At 69.1% G+C, this 18,792-nt stretch carries 17 protein-coding genes; 10 read left to right on the top strand and 7 right to left on the bottom strand.

Annotated elements, in window-relative coordinates; genetic code table 11:
• The first annotated feature begins 55 nt into the window (after nt 1–55).
• The 3 genes from lnt (at nt 56) to FFI97_RS21825 (ending at nt 4,045) form a co-directional block, all read left to right on the top strand.
• Complete coding sequence (gene lnt, locus FFI97_RS21835) at nt 56–1,579, top strand: apolipoprotein N-acyltransferase (RefSeq protein ID WP_409574640.1); 1,524 nt, start codon at nt 56–58, stop codon at nt 1,577–1,579.
• A 36-nt stretch (nt 1,580–1,615) separates the two neighbouring features.
• Nucleotides 1,616–2,863, top strand: a complete 1,248-nt coding sequence (gene chrA / locus FFI97_RS21830; protein ID WP_139701338.1) for a chromate efflux transporter — start codon at nt 1,616–1,618, stop codon at nt 2,861–2,863.
• 111 nt (nt 2,864–2,974) lie between these two features.
• Nucleotides 2,975–4,045 carry an asparaginase gene (locus FFI97_RS21825; protein WP_095746942.1) on the top strand — a complete coding sequence of 357 codons (1,071 nt, stop codon included), beginning with the start codon at nt 2,975–2,977 and terminating at the stop codon, nt 4,043–4,045.
• Between the two features lie 129 nt (nt 4,046–4,174).
• On the opposite strand, the gene FFI97_RS21820 is transcribed toward FFI97_RS21825, so the two are convergent.
• From FFI97_RS21820 to FFI97_RS21810, 3 genes are read right to left on the bottom strand one after another with little or no spacing between them, the layout of a single operon-like run.
• Nucleotides 4,175–4,969, bottom strand: a complete 795-nt coding sequence (locus FFI97_RS21820; protein WP_260685102.1) for a phosphatase PAP2 family protein — start codon at nt 4,967–4,969, stop codon at nt 4,175–4,177.
• A gap of 53 nt (nt 4,970–5,022) precedes the next feature.
• On the bottom strand, nt 5,023–5,850 hold the full coding sequence (locus tag FFI97_RS21815) for a metallophosphoesterase family protein (protein WP_139701340.1): 828 nt from the start codon (nt 5,848–5,850) through the stop codon (nt 5,023–5,025).
• Nucleotides 5,847–6,815 carry a diacylglycerol/lipid kinase family protein gene (locus tag FFI97_RS21810; protein ID WP_139701341.1) on the bottom strand — a complete coding sequence of 323 codons (969 nt, stop codon included), beginning with the start codon at nt 6,813–6,815 and terminating at the stop codon, nt 5,847–5,849. Before FFI97_RS21810 ends, FFI97_RS21815 begins: the two co-directional genes overlap by 4 nt.
• A 227-nt stretch (nt 6,816–7,042) precedes the next feature.
• On the opposite strand from FFI97_RS21810, the gene glyQ reads away from it, so the two are divergent.
• The 5 genes from glyQ to FFI97_RS21785 are packed head-to-tail and all read left to right on the top strand — an operon-like array spanning nt 7,043 to nt 12,496.
• Complete coding sequence (glyQ, locus tag FFI97_RS21805) at nt 7,043–7,951, top strand: glycine--tRNA ligase subunit alpha (protein ID WP_062481784.1); 909 nt, start codon at nt 7,043–7,045, stop codon at nt 7,949–7,951.
• Nucleotides 7,952–7,966: 15 nt separating this feature from the next.
• Nucleotides 7,967–10,102, top strand: coding sequence for a glycine--tRNA ligase subunit beta (gene glyS, locus FFI97_RS21800; RefSeq protein WP_139701400.1), 2,136 nt, complete (start codon nt 7,967–7,969; stop codon nt 10,100–10,102).
• Nucleotides 10,103–10,139: 37 nt separating this feature from the next.
• Nucleotides 10,140–10,718, top strand: coding sequence for a D-glycero-beta-D-manno-heptose 1,7-bisphosphate 7-phosphatase (gmhB, locus tag FFI97_RS21795; protein ID WP_070062939.1), 579 nt, complete (start codon nt 10,140–10,142; stop codon nt 10,716–10,718).
• Complete coding sequence (locus tag FFI97_RS21790; RefSeq protein ID WP_139701342.1) at nt 10,718–11,497, top strand: lysophospholipid acyltransferase family protein; 780 nt, start codon at nt 10,718–10,720, stop codon at nt 11,495–11,497. The genes gmhB and FFI97_RS21790 overlap by 1 nt, the downstream gene beginning before the upstream one ends.
• Nucleotides 11,498–11,524: 27 nt before the next feature.
• Nucleotides 11,525–12,496 carry a M48 family metallopeptidase gene (locus tag FFI97_RS21785; protein WP_260685101.1) on the top strand — a complete coding sequence of 324 codons (972 nt, stop codon included), beginning with the start codon at nt 11,525–11,527 and terminating at the stop codon, nt 12,494–12,496.
• Nucleotides 12,497–13,200: 704 nt separating this feature from the next.
• Here the strand turns inward: FFI97_RS21785 and FFI97_RS21770 are convergent.
• The 4 genes from FFI97_RS21770 to FFI97_RS21755 all read right to left on the bottom strand — a co-directional run bounded on the left by FFI97_RS21770 (nt 13,201) and on the right by FFI97_RS21755 (nt 17,476).
• Nucleotides 13,201–13,971 (bottom strand): SDR family oxidoreductase, encoded by a 771-nt coding sequence (locus FFI97_RS21770; protein WP_139701343.1) that lies wholly within the window; start codon nt 13,969–13,971, stop codon nt 13,201–13,203.
• A gap of 88 nt (nt 13,972–14,059) precedes the next feature.
• The gene (locus FFI97_RS21765) at nt 14,060–14,992 is read right to left on the bottom strand and encodes a pseudouridine synthase (RefSeq protein ID WP_139701344.1); all 933 of its coding nucleotides are present in this window, start codon (nt 14,990–14,992) and stop codon (nt 14,060–14,062) included.
• Nucleotides 14,989–16,305, bottom strand: a complete 1,317-nt coding sequence (locus FFI97_RS21760) for a leucine-rich repeat-containing protein kinase family protein (RefSeq protein ID WP_139701402.1) — start codon at nt 16,303–16,305, stop codon at nt 14,989–14,991. The genes FFI97_RS21765 and FFI97_RS21760 overlap by 4 nt, the downstream gene beginning before the upstream one ends.
• A 112-nt stretch (nt 16,306–16,417) precedes the next feature.
• Nucleotides 16,418–17,476 (bottom strand): MBL fold metallo-hydrolase, encoded by a 1,059-nt coding sequence (locus tag FFI97_RS21755; RefSeq protein ID WP_139701345.1) that lies wholly within the window; start codon nt 17,474–17,476, stop codon nt 16,418–16,420.
• A 94-nt stretch (nt 17,477–17,570) separates the two neighbouring features.
• Between FFI97_RS21755 and FFI97_RS21750 the strand changes: the two genes are divergently transcribed.
• Nucleotides 17,571–18,014, top strand: a complete 444-nt coding sequence (locus FFI97_RS21750) for a MerR family transcriptional regulator (protein ID WP_070062936.1) — start codon at nt 17,571–17,573, stop codon at nt 18,012–18,014.
• 12 nt (nt 18,015–18,026) lie between these two features.
• Nucleotides 18,027–18,761 (top strand): carbonate dehydratase, encoded by a 735-nt coding sequence (gene can / locus FFI97_RS21745; protein ID WP_062478745.1) that lies wholly within the window; start codon nt 18,027–18,029, stop codon nt 18,759–18,761.
• Nucleotides 18,762–18,792: the final 31 nt, after the last annotated feature.

The following is an 18,792-nucleotide window of genomic DNA, read 5'->3' as shown; positions in this document are numbered from 1 at the left end:
CCCTTCCTCCGCCGCCTCCGGGCTGCTTCGCCTGCTCGGCTTCGGCCTGGCGGGCGTGGCGCAGGCCCTGTCCATCGCCTGGCCGGGTGACGGCCGTCCGCTGTGGTGGCTGCAGCTGCTGTCGCTGGCCGGGCTGGTCTGGCTGCTCGACGGCCTGCGCGCCCAGGGCGCGGGCTGGCGCCGCGCCGGCCTGCACGGCTGGGTGTTCGCGACCGCCTGGCTCACCGGCAGCTTCTGGTGGCTCTTCATCTCGATGCACACCTACGGCGGACTGCCGGCGCCGCTGGCGGTGATCGCCGTGCTCGCGCTGGCCGCGGCGCTGGCGCTCTACTACGCCGTGGCCTGCGCCTGGTTCGTGGTGCGCGGGCCGGCGGGGCGCGTCGCGGGTGCCTTCGTGTTCGCCGCGCTGTGGACGCTGGCCGAGCTCGTGCGCGGCAGCTGGTTCACCGGCTTTCCCTGGGGCGCGGGCGGCTACGCCCATGTCGACGGCCCGCTGGCCGCGTTGGCGCCGTGGGTCGGCGTGTACGGCATCGGCGCCGCGGCGGCACTGGCCGTGCCGCTGGTCGCGCGGCGCCTGCCGCTGCGCGGCGTGGTGCCGACGGCGCTGGCCGCGGTGCTGCTCGCCGCGGTCTTCGTGCTGCCCAACGTTGTCTCGCCGCTGCCTGCCGATGCGCGCGGTGCGCAGGGCACTGCCGGCACGCTGCAGGTCGCGCTGCTGCAGGGCAACATCCCGCAGGACGAGAAATTCATTCCGGGCGGTGGCATCGAAACCGCCTTGCGCTGGTACGCCGAACAGCTGCGCGACGCCAAGGCCCAGCTCGTGGTCACGCCCGAAACCGCGCTGCCGCTGCTGCCGCGCCAGCTGCCCGCCGGCTACCTCGACGCGATCCAGGAACGCTACGGCCAGCCGGGCTCGCAGCAGGCGGCCATCGTCGGGCTGCCGCTCGGCGACGGGCCGGGCACCTACCGCAACGCCGTGCTCGGCTTCATGCCCGGTGGCGCGGCGCAGCCCTACGCCTACAGCAAGCACCACCTCGTGCCCTTCGGCGAATTCATTCCGCCGGGCTTTCGCTGGTTCATTCGCATGATGAGCATCCCGCTGGGCGACTTCGAGCGCGGCGGCCTCGCGCAGGCGCCCTTCGTCTGGCAGGGCCAGCGCATCGCGCCCAACATCTGCTACGAAGATTTGTTCGGCGACGAGATCGGCGCGAACTTCCGCGACGAGGCCACAGCGCCGACCATCCTGCTCAACGTCAGCAACATCGCCTGGTTCGGCGACTCGGTCGCCATCGACCAGCACCTGGCCATCTCGCGCATGCGCGCGCTCGAGTTCGCGCGGCCGATGGTGCGGTCCACCAACACCGGCGCCACCGTGGTGATCGACGCCGCGGGCCGCGTCACGCACCAACTGCCGCGCCTCACGCGCGGCGTGCTCGAAGCGCCGGTCGAGGGCCGGCGCGGGCTCACGCCCTTCGCGCGCTGGGTCGCGCCCTTCGGCCTGTGGCCGCTGTGGATCGCGGCGCTGGCGATCGTCGCGCTGGGCGCGGTCTTCTTCCGGCCCGGGCGCACCCAAGGCTGAGGCGCACCGGCGGATGCAAATTCGACGTCGTCGTCCATGAAGCACCACCACCGCCCCAAGCCCGCCGCGCCATCCGCTGTTGATGGCACAGGCGACCTTCGCGCCAGGGGCTCGGTGCTCGAAGTCTTTCTCGCTTTCCTGAAGCTGGGCCTGACCTCCTTCGGCGGTCCGGTGGCGCACCTGGGCTACTTCCGCACGGAGTTCGTGGAGCGCCGCAAGTGGCTCGACGACAAGCGCTATTCCGACCTCGTGGCGCTGTGCCAGTTCCTGCCCGGTCCCGCGAGCAGCCAGGTCGGCATCGCCCTGGGGCTCGGCCGCGCGGGCTGGGGCGGGGCGCTGGCGGCGTGGCTCGGTTTCACGCTGCCGTCCGCCGTGGCGCTCATCCTCTTTGCGGCCGGCGTCACGCACTGGGCGGGGCTGGCCCAATCGGGCGCGGTGCACGGACTGAAGGTCGTTGCGGTGGCCGTCGTCGCGCAGGCGGTGTGGGGCATGGCGAAGTCGCTGTGCCCCGACCGGCTGCGTGCCGGCGTGGCCATCGTTGCGGCGCTGCTGGTGCTCGCGGTGCCTTCGGCCATGGGGCAGATCGCCGCCATCGTCGCCGGGGCCGTCGTCGGCCGCTGGGCGCTGCCGCCCGGCCACCTTCCCGCCGCGCAGCACCGCGACCACGGCGTGAGCAAGGCGACGGGCGCCGCGCTGCTGGGCCTGTTCGCCGTCCTGCTCGTCGCACTGCCGATGCTGGCCGCGGCAGCGGAGTGGCCCGCGCTGTCCGTCATCGCGTCCTTCTACCGTTCGGGCGCGCTGGTGTTCGGCGGTGGGCACGTCGTGCTGCCCTTGCTGCAGGCGGGCGTGGTGCCGACAGGCCTGGTCTCGAACGACGTGTTCCTGGCGGGCTACGGCGCAGTGCAGGCCGTGCCGGGGCCCCTGTTCACCTTCGCGGCCTTCCTCGGCGCCGCGATGCCGGGGCCGTTCGGCGGATGGGTGGGTGGCTTGGCGCTGCTGCTGGCCATCTTCCTGCCGGCCTTCCTGCTCGTGGCGGGTGCGCTGCCGTTCTGGGAGACGCTGCGCCAGCGCGACGGCGTCCAGCGCGCGATGGCGGGCGTCAACTCGGCGGTCGTCGGCGTGCTGCTCGCCGCGCTCTACGACCCGGTGTGGACGAGCGCCATCCACTCGAAGGTCGATTTCGGGCTGGCGCTGGCGGCGTTCGGCTTGCTGGTCTACGCGCGCCTGTCGCCGGTGTGGGTCGTCGGACTGGCGGCGGTGGCGGGCTGGTTGCTGGCCCTCTAAGGCTGGCGCATGACCGCATGCCATGCCGGCATGCAGTGGCCCTGCACGCGGGCATGGTTCATGTATCTTCCTCGCCGCCTCGAGAAATCATCCTCAAACCAAGGAGCCCGTATGTACTTTTCTACCCATTTCCGTGCCTTTGCGGCCGGTGCCGCACTGCTCGCGGCCAGCGCGCTCGCGCAGGCCCAGCAGGCGCTGCCCAACGTGGTGATCCTGGCGACCGGCGGCACCATCGCCGGTGCCGGCGCGTCGGCCGTCAACAGCGCCACCTACGCGGCCGCCAAGGTCGGCGTCGAGAAGCTGATCGCCGGCCTGCCCGAGCTGGCCAAGGTCGCCAACGTGCGCGGCGAGCAGGTGTTCCAGGTGGCTTCCGAAAGCCTCACCAACGACAACCTGATGACGCTGGCCAAGCGCGTCTCGGCACTGTCCAAGCAGTCGGACGTCGACGGCATCGTGATCACCCACGGCACCGACACGCTGGAAGAAACCGCCTACTTCCTGACGCTCACCGTGCACACCAACAAGCCGATCGTGGTGGTCGGCTCGATGCGCCCGGGCACGGCCCTGTCGGCCGACGGCGCGCTCAACCTGTACGACGCCGTGAACGTGGCGGGCAGCAAGGACGCGATGGGCAAGGGCGTGCTGGTGACGATGGGCGACAACATCGACACCGGCCGCGACGTGAGCAAGAACGTCAACATCAAGACCAGCGCGTTCTCCAGCCAGTGGGGTCCGCTGGGCATGATCGTCGAGGGCAAGAACTACTGGTTCCGCGCGCCGGTGAAGCGCCACACCACGAACTCGGAGTTCAACATCGACACCATCACCGCGCTGCCGCCGGTCGAGATCGCCATGGGCTACGAAGGCGTGTCGTCGGTGGCCATCGACGCGATCGCCAAGAGCGGCGCCAAGGCGCTGATCCACGGCGGCACGGGCAATGGCTCGGTGGCCGACCGCATCGTGCCGAACCTGCAGAAGGCACGCACCGACGGCGTGATCGTCATCCGCAGCTCGCGCGTGCCTGAAGGCTTCGTGATCCGCAATGCCGAGCAGCCCGACGACAAGTACGACTGGGTGGTGGCGCACGACTTGCGCCCGCAGAAGGCGCGCATCCTGGCGATGGTGGCCTTGACCAAGACCAACAACACCAAAGAACTGCAGCGCATCTTCTGGGAGTATTGATCTCCCCAGGCTTGCTCGCTTCGCGTAGCCGCCAACCCCCTTCCGGGGGCAACACCGACGGACCGGCGCAGCCGGATCCGTGGTGTTTCTGGAAGACCCGCCGAGGCTGCGCCCGGCGGGTTTTTTGTTTTAACGCTGCGCGCGTTGGCGGCGATGTCTTGCGTATTCCAGGCTGCTCACGCACACCAGCAGCCAGCCCAGGCCGGTCAGCAGGCCGGCCGCGACATCGCTCGCGAAGTGCACCTGCAGGAAGATCCGGCTGCAGGCGATGGTGACGATGGCCGCCACCGCGGCCATGGCGGCCGGCACATGCCAGCGCGCCGGCAGCAGCCGCAGCGCCAGGTACAGCAGCATCCCGTAGCTCACGATCGCGCCCGCGCTGTGGCCGCTGGGAAAGCTGAAGCTCGTCTCCAGCGCCAGCCCGTGGTCGTGTACCGGCCGGGCCCGCGCAAAGATGTGCTTGAGCGCGGGGTTCAGCACCACGATGCCGCCGAGCGCGGTCACCCAGCCCAGTGCCAGCCCGCGGTGCGCGTTGCGCCACAGCAGCAGCGCGACCAGCCCGCACACGGGCGCGAGCAGTTGCGCGTCGCCCAGGTGTGTGAGCCAGCTGAAACTCACGAGCGCGCCCCACGGCACGTGGGCGGCGATGGCGTCGGCCAGCGCCTGGTCGGCGCGGCCCATGGTGCGGCCGTCGCCCAGGTGCGAGGCGATCCACGCGACCAGCACCGCCGCAGCAAGGATCAGCACGAAGCCCAGGCTCAAGCCGAGCGCCAGGCGCGATTCGTCAGGCTCGCGGGTGTCGGGCAGCGGATGGCGCCGTTGCAGCATCCGGCAGGCGAGGCCGGCGCCGAGCACCGACACGGTCAGCGCGAGCGCGAACCAGGCCAGGGCGTGTTCGCCCAGCTGCTGTGCGAGAAGAACCAAGGGGGCTGAAGAAGAAAGAAGAAGGGTGTCCGCAGGAGGCATGCGGCGCAACCCTAAGGGGCCGCCGCGCGGCTGGCAAGCGGAAGCCGCAATAGGTCGACGCGCGTGAAGGCTTTGTCTGCCGCCGAATGGTCCCAGCGCTCGACCACGCACACGCGCTGCGCGCCGTCGACGGACGCTTCCGTGCGCAGCACGTTCACCGAGTTCGGCGCGTCCCAGCGCACGCGCGTCGACACGGCGGTGCCGGCCTGCACCGCCCAGGCCGTGGGCGGGCAGCCCGGAAAGCGCTCGTCCAGCGGGCGCACGAAAGGCAGGTGGATGTGGCCGCCGACGATCAGGTCGGCGCCCGCCGCCGTCCAGCGCGCGACCGCCGCCGCGCGCCCGTGCAGTCGGTTCTGCCGGTCTTCGGGCCGCGTCACGAGCACCGGCTGGTGCGTCACGACCACGCGCACCTGCCGGGGCGAAGCCTGTGCCAGCCGGGCCGCGACGCGCCCGACCTGCGCCGGTGACACCTCGCCGTCCTCGTGCCGGTACCAGCGCGTCGTGTTGACCGTGACCACCAGCCAGTCGTCGCAGGCGAACACCGGCTCCAGGTCGGCGCCGAAGGCCTCGGTGTAGCGGCCATAGGGCGAGAAGACGCGCGCCGCCAGCTGGAACAGCGGGATGTCGTGGTTGCCCGGAATCGCGACCACCGGCGCCGCCAGCCGGTCGGCGAAGGCGCGCGCCGCCGCGAACTGGCGGCGCGTGGCGCGCTGCGTGATGTCGCCCGACAGCAGCACCGCCTGCGGCGCCAGCGCGTGCGCCAGGCGTTCGAGCGCCTGCAGCACCTCGGGCTGTTCGGTGCCGAAGTGCGGGTCGGACACTTGCAGCAGGCAGCTCATGGCCGTGCCGCCTCCAGCTCGGGCGCGCTGTCGGGCCGCACCAGCCACAGCGGGTCGGGCGCCACGCGGAACAGCAAGGGCATGTCGACCCAGTCGATCTCGCCGTCGGTGGCGATCTTCACGCGGCGCGGCGTGCGCAGCCGGCCGGCCTTCACCGTCATCGACTCGAAGGGAAAGCTCAGCACCTCGTCGGCGTCGCCCAGCCGCCCGAGCGCGCCGCGCACCAGCAGCCCCGGCATCGCGAGCAGTCCGACCGGCTTGAGCGCCACCGCGGTCAGCCGGCCCTGCTCGGGCGCCTCGGCGTGGTCGACGCCCGCCTGCATCAGCTGCAACGGGTTGTTGCCCACGAACAGCGTGGGCGTGCGGATGTCGCGCTCGTGGCCGTGCGAGGCGATGCGCAGCTGCCAGTGGCGATGGCGCCCGCGCAGCACCGTCAGCAGGCCCGAGTAGAAGGCGATCCAGCGGTGGCGGCCGAAGCGTGCCTTGTGGCTCTCGCGCTCTTCCAGCAGGTCGGCATACAGGCCCATGCTGGCATTCACCATGAACACGCGGTCGTTCACCAGCCCCACCTGCACCGCCCGGGGCTGCTGCGTCAGCAGCACCTGCAGCGCCTGCGCCGTGTCGCGCGGGATGCCGTGGGTGCGGCTGAAGTAGTTGAAGGTGCCCTGCGGCAGCACGCCGAAGGGGCAGCCGCTGCCCAGCGTGGCCTGGGCCACGGCGTTGATGGTGCCGTCGCCGCCCGCGGCCACCACCACGCCGCCCACGGCCCGGGCCCGTTCGACCGCTTCGCGCGCCAGCGCCTGCACGCGGCCGGGGCCGTCCACGAGGAACACGCGGTGCCGGCGGCCGTCCGCGGCAAAGGCGTCGTCGATGACCTGCCGGGCCTGCGCGGCGTCTTCGCTGCCGGAGCCGGCATTGAGCACGATGAAAAACGGGGTGTCGGGGCCGATGTGGGGCGATGCCATGCAGTGAGAGAGGGGGAAAGCGCAGGAAAGTGCCGAAAGCGGCGGGAAACGCAAAAAAGCGTGCGGGGCCGGGCTTTGTCCCACAGCCGTGCGGGCTGTCGCGGCAGCCGGCATCCCGAGCGGCTGTGGGAGAGATGCCCTCCCGCGAACGTAAAATCGTCGCCTTTCGCGGCGTGTGCCGCGCCACCGTCCCGTCCAATGTCCGGCCCCCGACGCCGGCCAGCTTCATGTTGACCTTCCAGCAAATCATTCTCAAACTGCAGTCGTACTGGGCCGACAAGGGCTGTGCGCTGCTGCAACCGTACGACATGGAAGTGGGCGCGGGCACCTCGCACACCGCCACCTTCCTGCGCGCGCTCGGCCCCGAGCCCTGGAAGGCCGCCTACGTGCAGCCCAGCCGCCGCCCCAAGGACGGCCGCTACGGCGAGAACCCCAACCGCCTGCAGCACTACTACCAGTACCAGGTCGTGCTCAAGCCCGCGCCCAGCAACATCCTCGAGCTCTACCTCGGCAGTCTCGAAGCCCTGGGCTTCGACCTGAAGAAGAACGACATCCGTTTCGTGGAAGACGACTGGGAGAACCCCACGCTCGGCGCCTGGGGCTTGGGCTGGGAGGTCTGGCTCAACGGCATGGAAGTGACGCAGTTCACCTACTTCCAGCAGGTCGGCGGCATCGACTGCAAGCCGATCACCGGCGAGATCACCTACGGCCTGGAGCGCCTGGCCATGTACCTGCAGGGCGTGGACAACGTCTACAACCTGACCTGGACCGACGGCCTGAGCTACGGCGACGTCTACAAGCAGAACGAGGTCGAGCAGTCGACCTACAACTTCGAGCACAGCGACGCCGAGTTCTTGTTCACCGCCTTCGCTGCGCACGAAAAGCAGGCCAAGCACCTCATGACCGAGCAGCTCGCGCTGCCGGCCTACGAGCAGGTGCTGAAGGCTGCGCACAGCTTCAACCTGCTCGACGCGCGCGGCGCGATCAGCGTGACCGAGCGCGCCGCCTACATCGGCCGCATCCGCAACCTCGCGCGCAGCGTGGCGCAGAGCTACTACGACAGCCGCGAACGCCTGGGCTTCCCGATGGCCCCGCGCGAGTGGGTCGCGCAGATGCCCCCGAAGAAAGCCGCCTGAGCGATGACGACCCCCATGAACAACAAGAACTCCCTGCTGGTTGAACTGTTTGTCGAAGAGCTGCCGCCCAAGGCGCTGAAGAAGCTCGGCGAGGCTTTCGCGGGCGTGCTGCGCGACCAACTCGTGGCCCAAGGCCTGGCCGAAGCCGGCTCGGTGCTCACGCCCTACGCGTCGCCGCGTCGCCTGGCCGCGCACCTCACGCACGTGGCCGAGCGCGCCGCCGACAAGGCCGTGTCGCAAAAGCTCATGCCCGTGGCCGTGGGGCTCGACGCCTCGGGCCAACCGACGCCCGCGCTGCTCAAGCGCCTGGCCGCCCTCGGCGCCGACGCCTCGGCCGTGCCCGGCCTCAAGCGCGCCATGGACGGCAAGGCGGAAGCCCTGTTCTACGAAAGCACCGCCAAGGGCGCCACGCTGGCCGAAGGCCTGCAGAAGGCGCTGGCCGAAGCCATCGCCAAGCTGCCGATCCCGAAGGTCATGAGCTACCAGCTAGAAAGCGGCTGCGAGCTGCCCGGCTGGAGCAGCGTGAGCTTCGTGCGCCCCGCGCACGGCCTGGTGGCGCTGCATGCCGACACCGTGGTGCCCATCGAGGCGCTGGGCCTGAAGGCCGGCCGCGAGACGCACGGCCACCGCTTCGAAGCAGCGGTCGATCCCGTGGTGCTGCGCGATGCCAACAGCTACGCCCTGCAGCTGCAGGACGACGGCGCCGTCATCGCCAGCTTTGAAGCGCGCCGCGCCGAAATCGCACGCCAGCTCGCGGCCGCCGCTGTGACGGTGGGTGGCGGCTCGGTGCCGATCCACGACGACGCCCTGCTCGACGAAGTCACGGCGCTGGTCGAGCGCCCCAACGTGCTGGTCTGCAGCTTCGAGCGCGAGTTTCTCGAAGTGCCGCAGGAGTGCCTCATCCTCACGATGAAGGCCAACCAGAAGTACTTCCCGCTGCTCGACGCGCAAGCCAAGCTCACCAACAAGTTCCTCGTCGTCAGCAACATCAGCCCCGAGGATGCAAGCGCCGTGACCGGCGGCAACGAGCGCGTGGTGCGCCCGCGCCTGGCCGACGCCAAGTTCTTCTTCGACCAGGACCGCAAGAAGTCGCTGGCCTCGCGCGTCGAGTCGCTGGGCAAGGTGGTCTATCACAACAAGCTCGGCACGCAGGGCGAACGCGTGCAGCGCGTGATGCACATCGCGCGCGGCATTGCCGAAAAACTCGGCGACGCCACGCTGGCCGCGCAGGCGACCCAGGCCGCGCAACTGGCCAAGGCCGACCTCGTGACCGACATGGTCGGCGAGTTCCCCGAGCTGCAGGGCACCATGGGCCGCTACTACGCACTGCACGACGGCCTCGACGCCGCCGTGGCCGACGCCATCGAAGACCACTACAAGCCGCGCTTCGCCGGCGACGAGCTGCCGCGCAACAGCGTGGGCCTCGTGGTCGCGCTGGCCGACAAGCTCGAGACGCTGGTCGGCATGTTCGGCATCGGCAACCTGCCCACCGGCGACCGCGACCCGTTCGCGCTGCGCCGCCATGCGCTGGGCGTGATCCGCATGCTGATCGAGAAAGACCTCGCGCTGGGGCTCGACGCCCTGCTGCAGGACGCCGCCGCGCAGTTCAGCGCCATCGACGGTTTCGACAGCAGCAAGGCCACGGTCGAGCTGCGCGACTTCATCCTCGACCGACTCGCCGGCAGCCTGCGCGAGCAGGGCGCCAGCGCCCAGGAAGTCGACGCCGTGCTGGCCCCACTGCCGCAGCGCCTGGGCGAAGTGCCCAAGCTGTTGGCCGCCGTGCGCGCCTTTGCCGCACTGCCCGCCGCCGCCGCGCTGGCCGCCGCCAACAAGCGCATCGGCAACATCCTGAAGAAGGCGCCCGAGGCCGATGCGCACGTCAGCGAACTCCTGCTGCAGGAGCCCGCCGAGAAGGCGCTGCACGCCGCCATGGCGCAGGTCGTGCCCGCCGCCAACGCCCAGTTCGACGCGGGCGACTACACCGGCTCGCTGCAGACGCTGGCCGCGCTGCGCGAACCGGTCGATGCGTTCTTCACGGACGTGATGGTGAATGCCGAGCAGGCCGACCTGCGGCTGAACCGCCTGGGCCTGCTGATGTCGCTGCACAGCGCGATGAACCGCGTGGCGCAGCTCGAGCGGCTGGCTGTCTGACCCCGTGCCCCATCCCTCCACCAGGAGCGGTTCCGCCATGAAGCTCGTCATCCTCGACCGCAACGGCACGATCAACGTGCACCGCGAAGATTTCGTCAAGAGCGACATCGAGTGGACGCCGCTGCCCGGTGCGCTCGAGGCCGTGGCGCGCCTGAACCATGCGGGCTGGCACGTGGTGGTGGCGTCGAACCAGTCGGGCCTGGGCCGTGGGCTGTTCGACATGGCCTCGCTCAACGCCATGCACGCCAAGATGCACAAGATGCTCGCGGCCGTGGGCGGCAAGGTGGATGCGGTGTTCTATTGCCCGCACAGCCCCGACGAAGGCTGCGACTGCCGCAAGCCCAAGGAAGGGCTGTTCCTTCAGATCGGCGACCGCTTCGGCATCGACCTGAAGGGCGTGCCCACCGCGGGCGACAGCCTGCGCGACCTGCAGGCCGGCGCTGCGGCCGGCTGCGAACCGCACTTGCTGCTCACGGGCATGGGCGCGGCGTGCCGCGGGGTTCACCCGCTGCCTCCCGAATATCCGGCGGACACGAGGGTGCATGAAGACCTCGCCGCCTTCGTCGACTTTCTGCTCGCGCGCGAAGCGCGGGCTGCACTGCAGGTGGCTGTCTGATGGCGTTTATCCGTTCCGTTCTCCACGCCCTGTGGATGCTTGTCACCGTGGTGCCCTGGGGCATCATCATGTGCGTCAGCTCGCTCTGGAAGCGTGGCATTCCGCTGTACTGGATGGCCGAGCAATGGCTCAGCTGGGCCATCGGTGGCGCGCGCGTGCTGCTGGGCATCAAGACCCGCGTGACCGGCATGGAAAACCTGCCGACCGACAAGCTCGCCGGCGCGGTGCTGCTGGTGAAGCACCAGTCCACGCTCGAGACTTTCCTCATGCCCACGCTGATGCCTCACCCGCTGGCCTTCGTTTTCAAGAAGGAACTGATCTACGTGCCGTTCTTCGGCTGGGCGATGGCGCGGTTGGACATGATCCACATCGACCGGAGCCAGCGCGCGCAGGCGTTCAACAAGGTGGTGAACCAGGGTCGCAAGCTGCTCGCGCAGGGCATCTGGATCATCATGTTCCCCGAAGGCACGCGCATTCCGCGTGGCCAGAAGGGCACCTACAAGAGCGGCGGCACGCGCCTGGCCTGCGAGACTGGCGTGCCTGTGATCCCCATTGCCGTCACCTCGGCCAAGGTCTGGCCGCGCAAGGCCTTCATCAAGCGCCCCGGCGTGGTCGACGTGTCGATCGGCCCGGCGATCTCGAGCGTGGGCCGCAAGCCCGACGAGCTGATGCGCGAAGTCGAAGCCTGGATCGAGGCCGAGATGCGTCGCCTCGACCCCGAGGCTTACAGCGACAGCCCGGCGCAGCCGCAGCAGACGTTGCCGCGCGAAGCGGGCTGACGCGCCAACCTCAGACCCGGGCCCGACATGCGGGGAATGCTGCAGTTCACGATGGACCTCTTCGAGGGGCTGGGGAGCACGCCGGCGCCTGCTGCTGCGCCGCCGCGGCGGCCGCGGAAGAAGGCGCCTGGGCCTGTGCCACCTGCTGCTCCCGTGCCGGTGGTGGATGCCACTCCTTCATCTATCGGGCCCATTGATCCGCGTCCTGCGGTGCCGTTGGCTGACACACTGACGTTGGCGAATTTCACACATCCGCAGGCCACGCGTGAAGTGGTACTGGGGTCGGCGCGGGTGGCCTACGAGTTCAAGCGGGGGCAGCGCAAGACCATCGGTTTTCTTGTGGGTGCCGAAGGTTTGTCGGTGCGTGCGCCGCGGTGGGTCACGTTGCGTGATGTCGATGCAGCGGTGCGTGAGAAGGCCGACTGGATTTTGCGCAAGCTGGCGGAGACGCAGCAGCGCAATGCGCGGGTCGAGGCGACGCGGATTGCCTGGGAGGACGGGGCAGAGTTTCCTTTTCTGGGGGAGCCTGTGGTGATTCGACTGGATCCGAAGCACGGGTTTGCCAGTGTGGGCGGGACGCTCGATCCTGCTGTGGAAGGCGGTGGGCCACGCACTTTGCGGTTGGCTGTGGCGCAGAACGCGGCGCCCTCGCAGATTCGGGATGCGGCGCAGGCCTGGTTGATGCGGCAGGCTCGCAAGCTGTTCATCGAACGGCTGGATCACTTTGCGCCGCTGCTGGGGGTGTCATGGCAGAAGCTGTCGCTCTCTAACGCTGCTACGCGGTGGGGGAGTGCGAGTGCGGATGGGTCGATTCGGTTGAACTGGCGGTTGATTCACTTTCGATTGCCGGTGATCGACTATGTCGTTGCGCATGAGTTGGCGCATCTGCGGGTGATGGATCACTCGCATCGGTTCTGGGAGACCGTTGAAAGCGTTGTGCCTGACTATGGGGTGCTGAGGCAGCAGTTGAAGGATGAGGCTGTGCCTCGGTGGGGCTAGGGGGTTCTCTTGCTTCCCGAGGCCGGGAGTTCCGCCCGGCGGCGGACTTACTTTCTTTTGCTTCGCCAAAAGAAAGTAAGCAAAGAAAAGGCGACCCCACTGTCTGCGACCCTTCGCTTCGCTACGGGCAACCTGCGGTGCTCGCGTTTCGCGGGGTCTCGCAGAACTCGCTTCGCTCAAACAGCTGCGAGCCCTGATCCGCGAAACGCTGCGCTCCTCGGCGCAGCCAGAGGGGCTTTGATACCGGGCGGGCCGTCGCTTCGCTCGGCCCGGGAACTACCAACAGCCGAAGCCTGTGTTCGTGCTCGGGTTGGTGCTCGTAAGCGCATCTGCATTCGCGCCGGCGCCTGCGTTCGCGCTCCAACCAACGCCGCTACCAATCCCAGCCGCAGCAGGCGCGCAGCGCCTGCTGCGGCCCACTGGCCGAGCGAAGCGATGGCCCGTTGGTATCCCAACCCCTTCTGTATGCGCCGAGGAGCGCAGCGTTTCGCGGATCAGGGCTCGCCCTTGTTTGAGCGAAGCGAGTTTGGGCGAGACCCCGCGAAACGTGAGCACCGCAGGTTGCCCGAAGCGAAGCGTAGGGACGCAGACAGCAGGGTCGCCTTTCTTTTGCCTACGTTTCTTTGGCGAAGCAAAGAAAAGTAGGTCGGCCGCCGGGCCGAGACCCGGCCCCGGAAAGCAACCTCACAACGCAGTCCAAAAACCTAGCGAGCGTGCGTAACCCCACCGTCCACCACCAACGTAGACCCCATCACATAGTCCCCAGCCCGAGAGGCCAGATAGATGGCGGCACCAGCCATGTCCTCAGGCGTACCAATGCGCCCAGCAGGAATCCGTCCCTTGACCTCATCCCCATGATCCCGCGCATCCTTGTTCATATCCGAAGCAAACGCCCCCGGAGCAATCGCACTGACCACGATCCGATCCTGCGCCAACCGCAGCGCCATCCGCCGCGTCAACTGAATCAACCCCGCCTTGCTAGCCGCATACGAATAAGTCTCCTGCGGATTCACAGAAATCCCGTCGATAGAAGCAATGTTGATCACCTTCGACAAATGATCCGTAGCCGCCTTCTTGAGCATCGGCGTCAGTGCCTTCGTCAGGAAGAACGGCGTCTTCAAGTTCAGGTCGACAACCTTGTCCCACCCACTCTCCGGAAACTCCTCATAAGGCGCCCCCCAGGCGGCCCCCGCGTTGTTGACCAGGATGTCCAGCGACCCTTCATGCTTCGCATAAGCCTCGACCAGCGCCTGAGCCCCTTCCACAGTAGAAACATCCGCCGGCAGCGACACGCAATGCCCAAAAGCCGACAGCTCCTTCGCCGTCTGATCGCAAGCCGCCGCCTTGCGCGCCGAGATGTACACGCGCGCGCCCTGCGCCAGGAAGCCCTCGGCAATCATGCGGCCGATGCCGCGCGAGCCGCCGGTGATCAAGGCGCTGCGGCCCTTCAGCGAGAAGAGTTGGGTGGTGTCCATGTGCGTTTGTCTCCTGAGTGGTGGAAGAGAGGAAGTTCAATTCCCGTCAGGAGAAAGCTTAGTCCGCGACGCGTCCGCGCCGCGTCACCTAGGCGGCAGCAGCAGAAGAAGCTGGCAGCGCCAACCGGCGCGGGCTCTCGAAGGTGCGCAAGGCGCCACTCAGCGGGTCGATGAACGCCAGCGACCGCGCCAGCAGCTGCAGCGGCCTGTCGAAGTCGTCATTCCCCGCAGGCTGCAGCGTGGGATAGAACGGATCGTTCACGATCGGCAAACCCAGCGCCTGGCAGTGCACGCGCAGCTGGTGCTTGCGGCCGGTGACGGGCGAGAGTTCCAGCAGCGCATGGCCGTCGCGCGCCTCGCGCAGCACGATGCGGGTCTCGGAATTCGGTTCGCCAGGCGCTTCGCGCATGCGCATGAAATGGTCGTCGTCCACCAGCCGGCTGCGGTACACGGCGGGCACCGAAGACACGCCCTCGTGCCACGGCACGACGGCCTCGTAGTGCTTGTCGATGCGCCGCTCGGGGAACATGGCCTGGTAGATGCCGCGCGTCTCAGGGCGCACCGAGAACAGCACCAGCCCCGAGGTGTTGCGGTCGATGCGATGCAGCGGCACGAGGTCGTCCAGGCCGAGCTTGCGTTTCAGGCGCACCAGCAGGCTCTGCTGCACGTACTTGCCGGTGGGCGTGACGGGCACGAAGGGCGGCTTGTCGACCACCACGAGGTCGTCGTCCTGGTGCAGCACCTGCTCTTCAAAAGGGATGGGCGTCTCGGCGTCGAGCGCGCGGTAGTAGTACACGCGCAGCGGCGACTCGTAACGCCGCGTGGCGGTGATGGGCACGCCGTGCTCGTCGCACACGTCGTTCGCTTCGATGCGCGAGAGCCAGGCTTCGCGCGAGATGGCGGGAAAGCGCTCGACCAGAAACTCGGCGATGGTGGGCCAGGGGCCGTAAGGCAGCGAGACACAACTCGGGCTCACGCCGTCGCGCGTGGGCATCGGAACGGGGAAGCGGGGGCGCGTCATGGCGCGGATGCGTCCAGCACCGACAGCACCTCGGCGAACGACGGCCTTGCAGCCACGTCGGCCTGCAGGCAGCGCGCCGCGAGCGTGGTCAAGGGCGAAGAAGCCGCATCGTCGCAGCGCTCCGCCAGCTCCTCGAGCAGGCAGCCGAAGGCGCGCATTTCCACGCCTTGCAGCGCCTTCGCGTGCGCCGGGTCGAGCGCGCCCGTCATCCAGGCCGCGCCGAAGTCGCCGAGCCGCCCGCCGTCCTGTGCGTGCCACAGGATGTTGTGGGCGTACAGGTCGCCATGCAGCAGGCCGCGCGCATGCAGGTGCGCCATGGCCGCCGCGATGTCGCGCGCGATGCGCAGCGCGGTGCCGCTGGTCCAGCGTGCGTCGTCGGCATAGACGTCGCGGGTGCACGAGGCCAGGCTCGGTGGGCCGGCCAGGGTGCGGAACGAGGGCGGCACCAGCGCCATCACCAGGCCTTCCGTGCCGTCGGGGTGGCCGTCGATGCGGCCCTGTGCGGCGATCAGCGTCGGGTGCGCGCCGGCCGCGATGCAGGCGGCCATCTCGCTGTGCGGCCAGCCGTCGCTGGTGACGGCACCCTTGAACAGCTTGACGGCCACGGGCTGTGCGGCGCCATCGGGCGTGGCCAGCGTGGCGCGGTGGATCACGCCCGAGGCGCCTTCACCGAGCTTCGGGCCGAGCGTCAGGTCGCGCCAGTCGACGTGCGGCACGGTGGGCGCGTCGATGGCTGCGTCTTCGGTCGGCGCGTCGAACGGATTGCCCGCGCACGCCAGCCAGGCCAGACGCGGCAGCGTGTGCAGCCACTCGGGCATCGCCTCGAAGCGGTTGGCCGACAGGCGCAGCAGCTCGAGCTGCCGGCAGCGGGCGACCGACGGCGGCAGGGCGCGCAGGCGGTTGCCGGCCAGCATCAGCTTCTGCATGCGGGTGCAGTCGCCGAGGGTGTCGGGCAATTCTTCGATCGCGTTGTCGGTCAGGATCAGCCAGCGCAGCGAGGGCGGCAGCGCCTCGGCGGGCACGTGGGCGATGCGGTTGGCCTTGAAGCCCACGATGTCGAGCTGGCGGCACTGGCCGATGGACGCCGGCAGTTCCGTGAAGCGGTTGTCGGAGCAGAACAGCACACGCAGCCGGTGCAGCCGGCCGAGGTCGTCCGGCAGCGCGCTGAGCGCATTGCCCGTGAGGTTCAGCGTTTCGAGGGTGTCGGCGAGCGTAAAGATCTCGCGCGGGAACTCGGTGAGTCCGCACGAGAGGTCCAGTCGTCGTGCGCCAGCCAGCCGGCCGGCGCGCAGCTCAGCCAGCGTGTTCGACATTGTCATTCCCGGAGTCTATGCGGCCGCCGCCGGGCCGCCCCAAGGCGAGCCGCGCCTCCCCCTCGGGGAGTGGAGTTACACGCAGCGAAGCGAAGTGAAAAGCTGGGGGGGCTCAGGCTGCGCCGAAGCGGTAGATGCCGTCGGCGTCCAGCGTGCGCTTCACCTGTCCCGAGAACCACAGCAGGTGCAGGTGGGCCACGGTCTCGCCCATGGCGAAGGTGATCTGGTGCAGGTCGAGTTCGCGCTTGAACAGGATCGGCAGGCCCTCCGACGCCGTGATCGGGCGCGCGAGGCAGGCTTCGAGCAGCTCGGCCAGGCGGTCGCGGTGGTGCTCCTGCAGCTGGTCGACGCGGCGGTGGATGCCGGTGAAGGGCTTGCCGTGCGAGGGCAGGCCCAGCGTGTCGGCCGGCAGGGCCTTGAACTTGTCGATGCTGTCCAGGAACAGGCGCAGCGAATTGGCCTCGGGCTCGCCCGCATGCACGCTCACGTTGGTCGAGATGCGCGGCAGCATCATGTCGCCGCCCAGCAGCAGCTTCGGCTCGGCGCAGTACAGCGCGATGTGCTCGGGCGCGTGGCCGTAGCCGCTGATGCAGCGCCAGTCGCGTCCGCCGATGCGGACGATGTCGCCGTCCATCATGCGCACGTAGCGGGCGGGCACGCTGGGCACCATGTTGGTGTAGTAGCTGGTGCGCGCGCGGATCTTGGCGATCGACTCGGGGTTGGTCAGCCCGTGCGAGGCGAAGAAGTCGGCCGCCGCGTCGCCGCCCGCGAGCGTGTCGCCGGCGCTGCACAGCACGCGTGCCACGTGGTAGTCGGTGGCGCTGATCCACAGCGGCGCGTTCCAGCGCTGGCACAGCCAGTCGGCCAGGCCGATGTGGTCGGGGTGCATGTGGGTCACGATCACACGCAGGATCGGCAGGCCCTGCAGCTGGGTCTCGAAAATCTGCTCCCACTGCGCGCGGGCCTCGTCGTGCGCGATGCAGCAGTCGACCACCGTCCAGCCCTCGACGCCGTCGACTGTGTCGCGCAGCAGCCAGAGGTTGATGTGGTCCAGCGCAAAGGGCAGCCGCATGCGGATCCAGCGCACGCCGGGCGCGACTTCCAGTGCTTCGCCGGCGGCGGGCAGGGTGTCGCCCAGGGGGTAGTGGAGTTCGCGTTCGAGGAGGTTCATGTATGATTGACGTTTACGTAAACGTCATGGGTTGAGGCATCATTGTAGAGAATGCGCCGCCAACCTGCTGTCGCCCCCGCAACCCTTGCCGCCCATGCCCGCGCAGACCTTCACCATCAGCCAGCTCGCCAAGGAGTTCGATCTCACGACGCGCGCCATCCGCTTCTATGAAGACATGGGCCTGCTGTCGCCGGAGCGGGCCGGCCTGCAGCGCGTGTACAGCGCGCGCGACCGGGCGCGGCTCACGCTCACGCTGCGCGCCAAGCGCCTGGGCCTGACGCTGGTCGAGGCGAAAGACATCCTGGACATGTACGACAGCCCGCGCGACACCGTGCCGCAGCTGGAAAAATTCCTGGGCGTGCTCGGCGCCCACCGCGCGCAGCTCGAGGCGCAGCTGGCCGAGCTGCAGGCCAACCTCGCCGAAGTGCGCGAGCACGAGAAAAAAGGCCGCGCCACGCTGACCAGGGCGCAGAAGGCCGCCAAGGCCGTCCAGGACGCCCGAGGTGGCGAAAACACGCCCGACACGACGACTCACTGACAATAGACCACCATGCCCTCCGACAACCTCGACGACCTCTTTGCCCACAACCGTGCCTGGTCCGCCCAGATGGAGCGTGACCGGCCCGGCTTCTTCACCGGCCTTGTCAAGCAGCAGACGCCGCGCTACATGTGGATCGGCTGTTCCGACAGCCGCGTGCCCGCCAACCAGATCACCGGCCTGGAGCCGGGTGAGGTGTTCGTGCACCGCAACGTCGCCAACATCGTGGTGCACTCCGACCTCAACGCGCTCTCGGCGATCCAGTTCGCGGTCGAGCACCTGAAGGTCGAGCACATCATGGTGGTCGGCCACTACGGCTGCGCCGGCGTCAAGGCCGCGCTCAGCGGCAAGCGCATCGGCCTGGCCGACAACTGGATCCGCCACATCCAGGACGTGCGCGACCGCCACAGCGTGATGCTCGACAGCCTGCCCGAGGACGTGCGCGTCGACGCGCTGTGCGAACTCAACGTGGCCGAGCAGGTGGTCAACGTGGCCGTGAGCACCGTCATGGTCGACGCCTGGGCGCGCGGCCAGAAGGTGCGCATCCACGGCTGGACCTTCGGCGTGCACGACGGCCTGCTGCAAGACCTCGGCCTGAGTGTCGAGGGCGACAAGCCGCTCGACGCCATCTACAAGGCCGCCGTGCAGCGCATCCGCTACAAGTGGAGCAAGCCGGCAGGCGCCTCGCCGTCGGCGCAGGCGGGTGCCGACGGCACCGAAGGCACCGAGACGCCGCCAGCCGCCTGAGTTCGCTGCCGCTGCCATCGCCGCCCCCGTC

It is taken from the genome of Variovorax sp. KBS0712 (assembly GCF_006323185.2).
Taxonomy (GTDB): domain Bacteria; phylum Pseudomonadota; class Gammaproteobacteria; order Burkholderiales; family Burkholderiaceae_C; genus Variovorax; species Variovorax boronicumulans.
The sequence above is the reverse complement of the archived record's forward strand: the minus strand, read 5'-3'. Positions and strand labels throughout refer to the sequence as shown.

Bases quoted from the DNA above. Each gene is read 5' to 3' on its own strand.
- FFI97_RS21810 (WP_139701341.1), bottom strand. From the start codon at position 6,815: ATGGCATCGCCCCACATCGGCCCCGACACCCCGTTTTTCATCGTGCTC.
- FFI97_RS21785 (WP_260685101.1), top strand. From the start codon at position 11,525: ATGCGGGGAATGCTGCAGTTCACGATGGACCTCTTCGAGGGGCTGGGG.
- FFI97_RS21765 (WP_139701344.1), bottom strand. From the start codon at position 14,992: ATGACGCGCCCCCGCTTCCCCGTTCCGATGCCCACGCGCGACGGCGTG.
- FFI97_RS21815 (WP_139701340.1), bottom strand. From the start codon at position 5,850: ATGAGCTGCCTGCTGCAAGTGTCCGACCCGCACTTCGGCACCGAACAG.
- chrA (WP_139701338.1), top strand. From the start codon at position 1,616: ATGAAGCACCACCACCGCCCCAAGCCCGCCGCGCCATCCGCTGTTGAT.
- FFI97_RS21755 (WP_139701345.1), bottom strand. From the start codon at position 17,476: ATGAACCTCCTCGAACGCGAACTCCACTACCCCCTGGGCGACACCCTG.
- glyQ (WP_062481784.1), top strand. From the start codon at position 7,043: ATGTTGACCTTCCAGCAAATCATTCTCAAACTGCAGTCGTACTGGGCC.
- FFI97_RS21825 (WP_095746942.1), top strand. From the start codon at position 2,975: ATGTACTTTTCTACCCATTTCCGTGCCTTTGCGGCCGGTGCCGCACTG.
- can (WP_062478745.1), top strand. From the start codon at position 18,027: ATGCCCTCCGACAACCTCGACGACCTCTTTGCCCACAACCGTGCCTGG.
- FFI97_RS21760 (WP_139701402.1), bottom strand. From the start codon at position 16,305: ATGTCGAACACGCTGGCTGAGCTGCGCGCCGGCCGGCTGGCTGGCGCA.
- gmhB (WP_070062939.1), top strand. From the start codon at position 10,140: ATGAAGCTCGTCATCCTCGACCGCAACGGCACGATCAACGTGCACCGC.
- glyS (WP_139701400.1), top strand. From the start codon at position 7,967: ATGAACAACAAGAACTCCCTGCTGGTTGAACTGTTTGTCGAAGAGCTG.
- FFI97_RS21750 (WP_070062936.1), top strand. From the start codon at position 17,571: ATGCCCGCGCAGACCTTCACCATCAGCCAGCTCGCCAAGGAGTTCGAT.
- FFI97_RS21790 (WP_139701342.1), top strand. From the start codon at position 10,718: ATGGCGTTTATCCGTTCCGTTCTCCACGCCCTGTGGATGCTTGTCACC.
- FFI97_RS21770 (WP_139701343.1), bottom strand. From the start codon at position 13,971: ATGGACACCACCCAACTCTTCTCGCTGAAGGGCCGCAGCGCCTTGATC.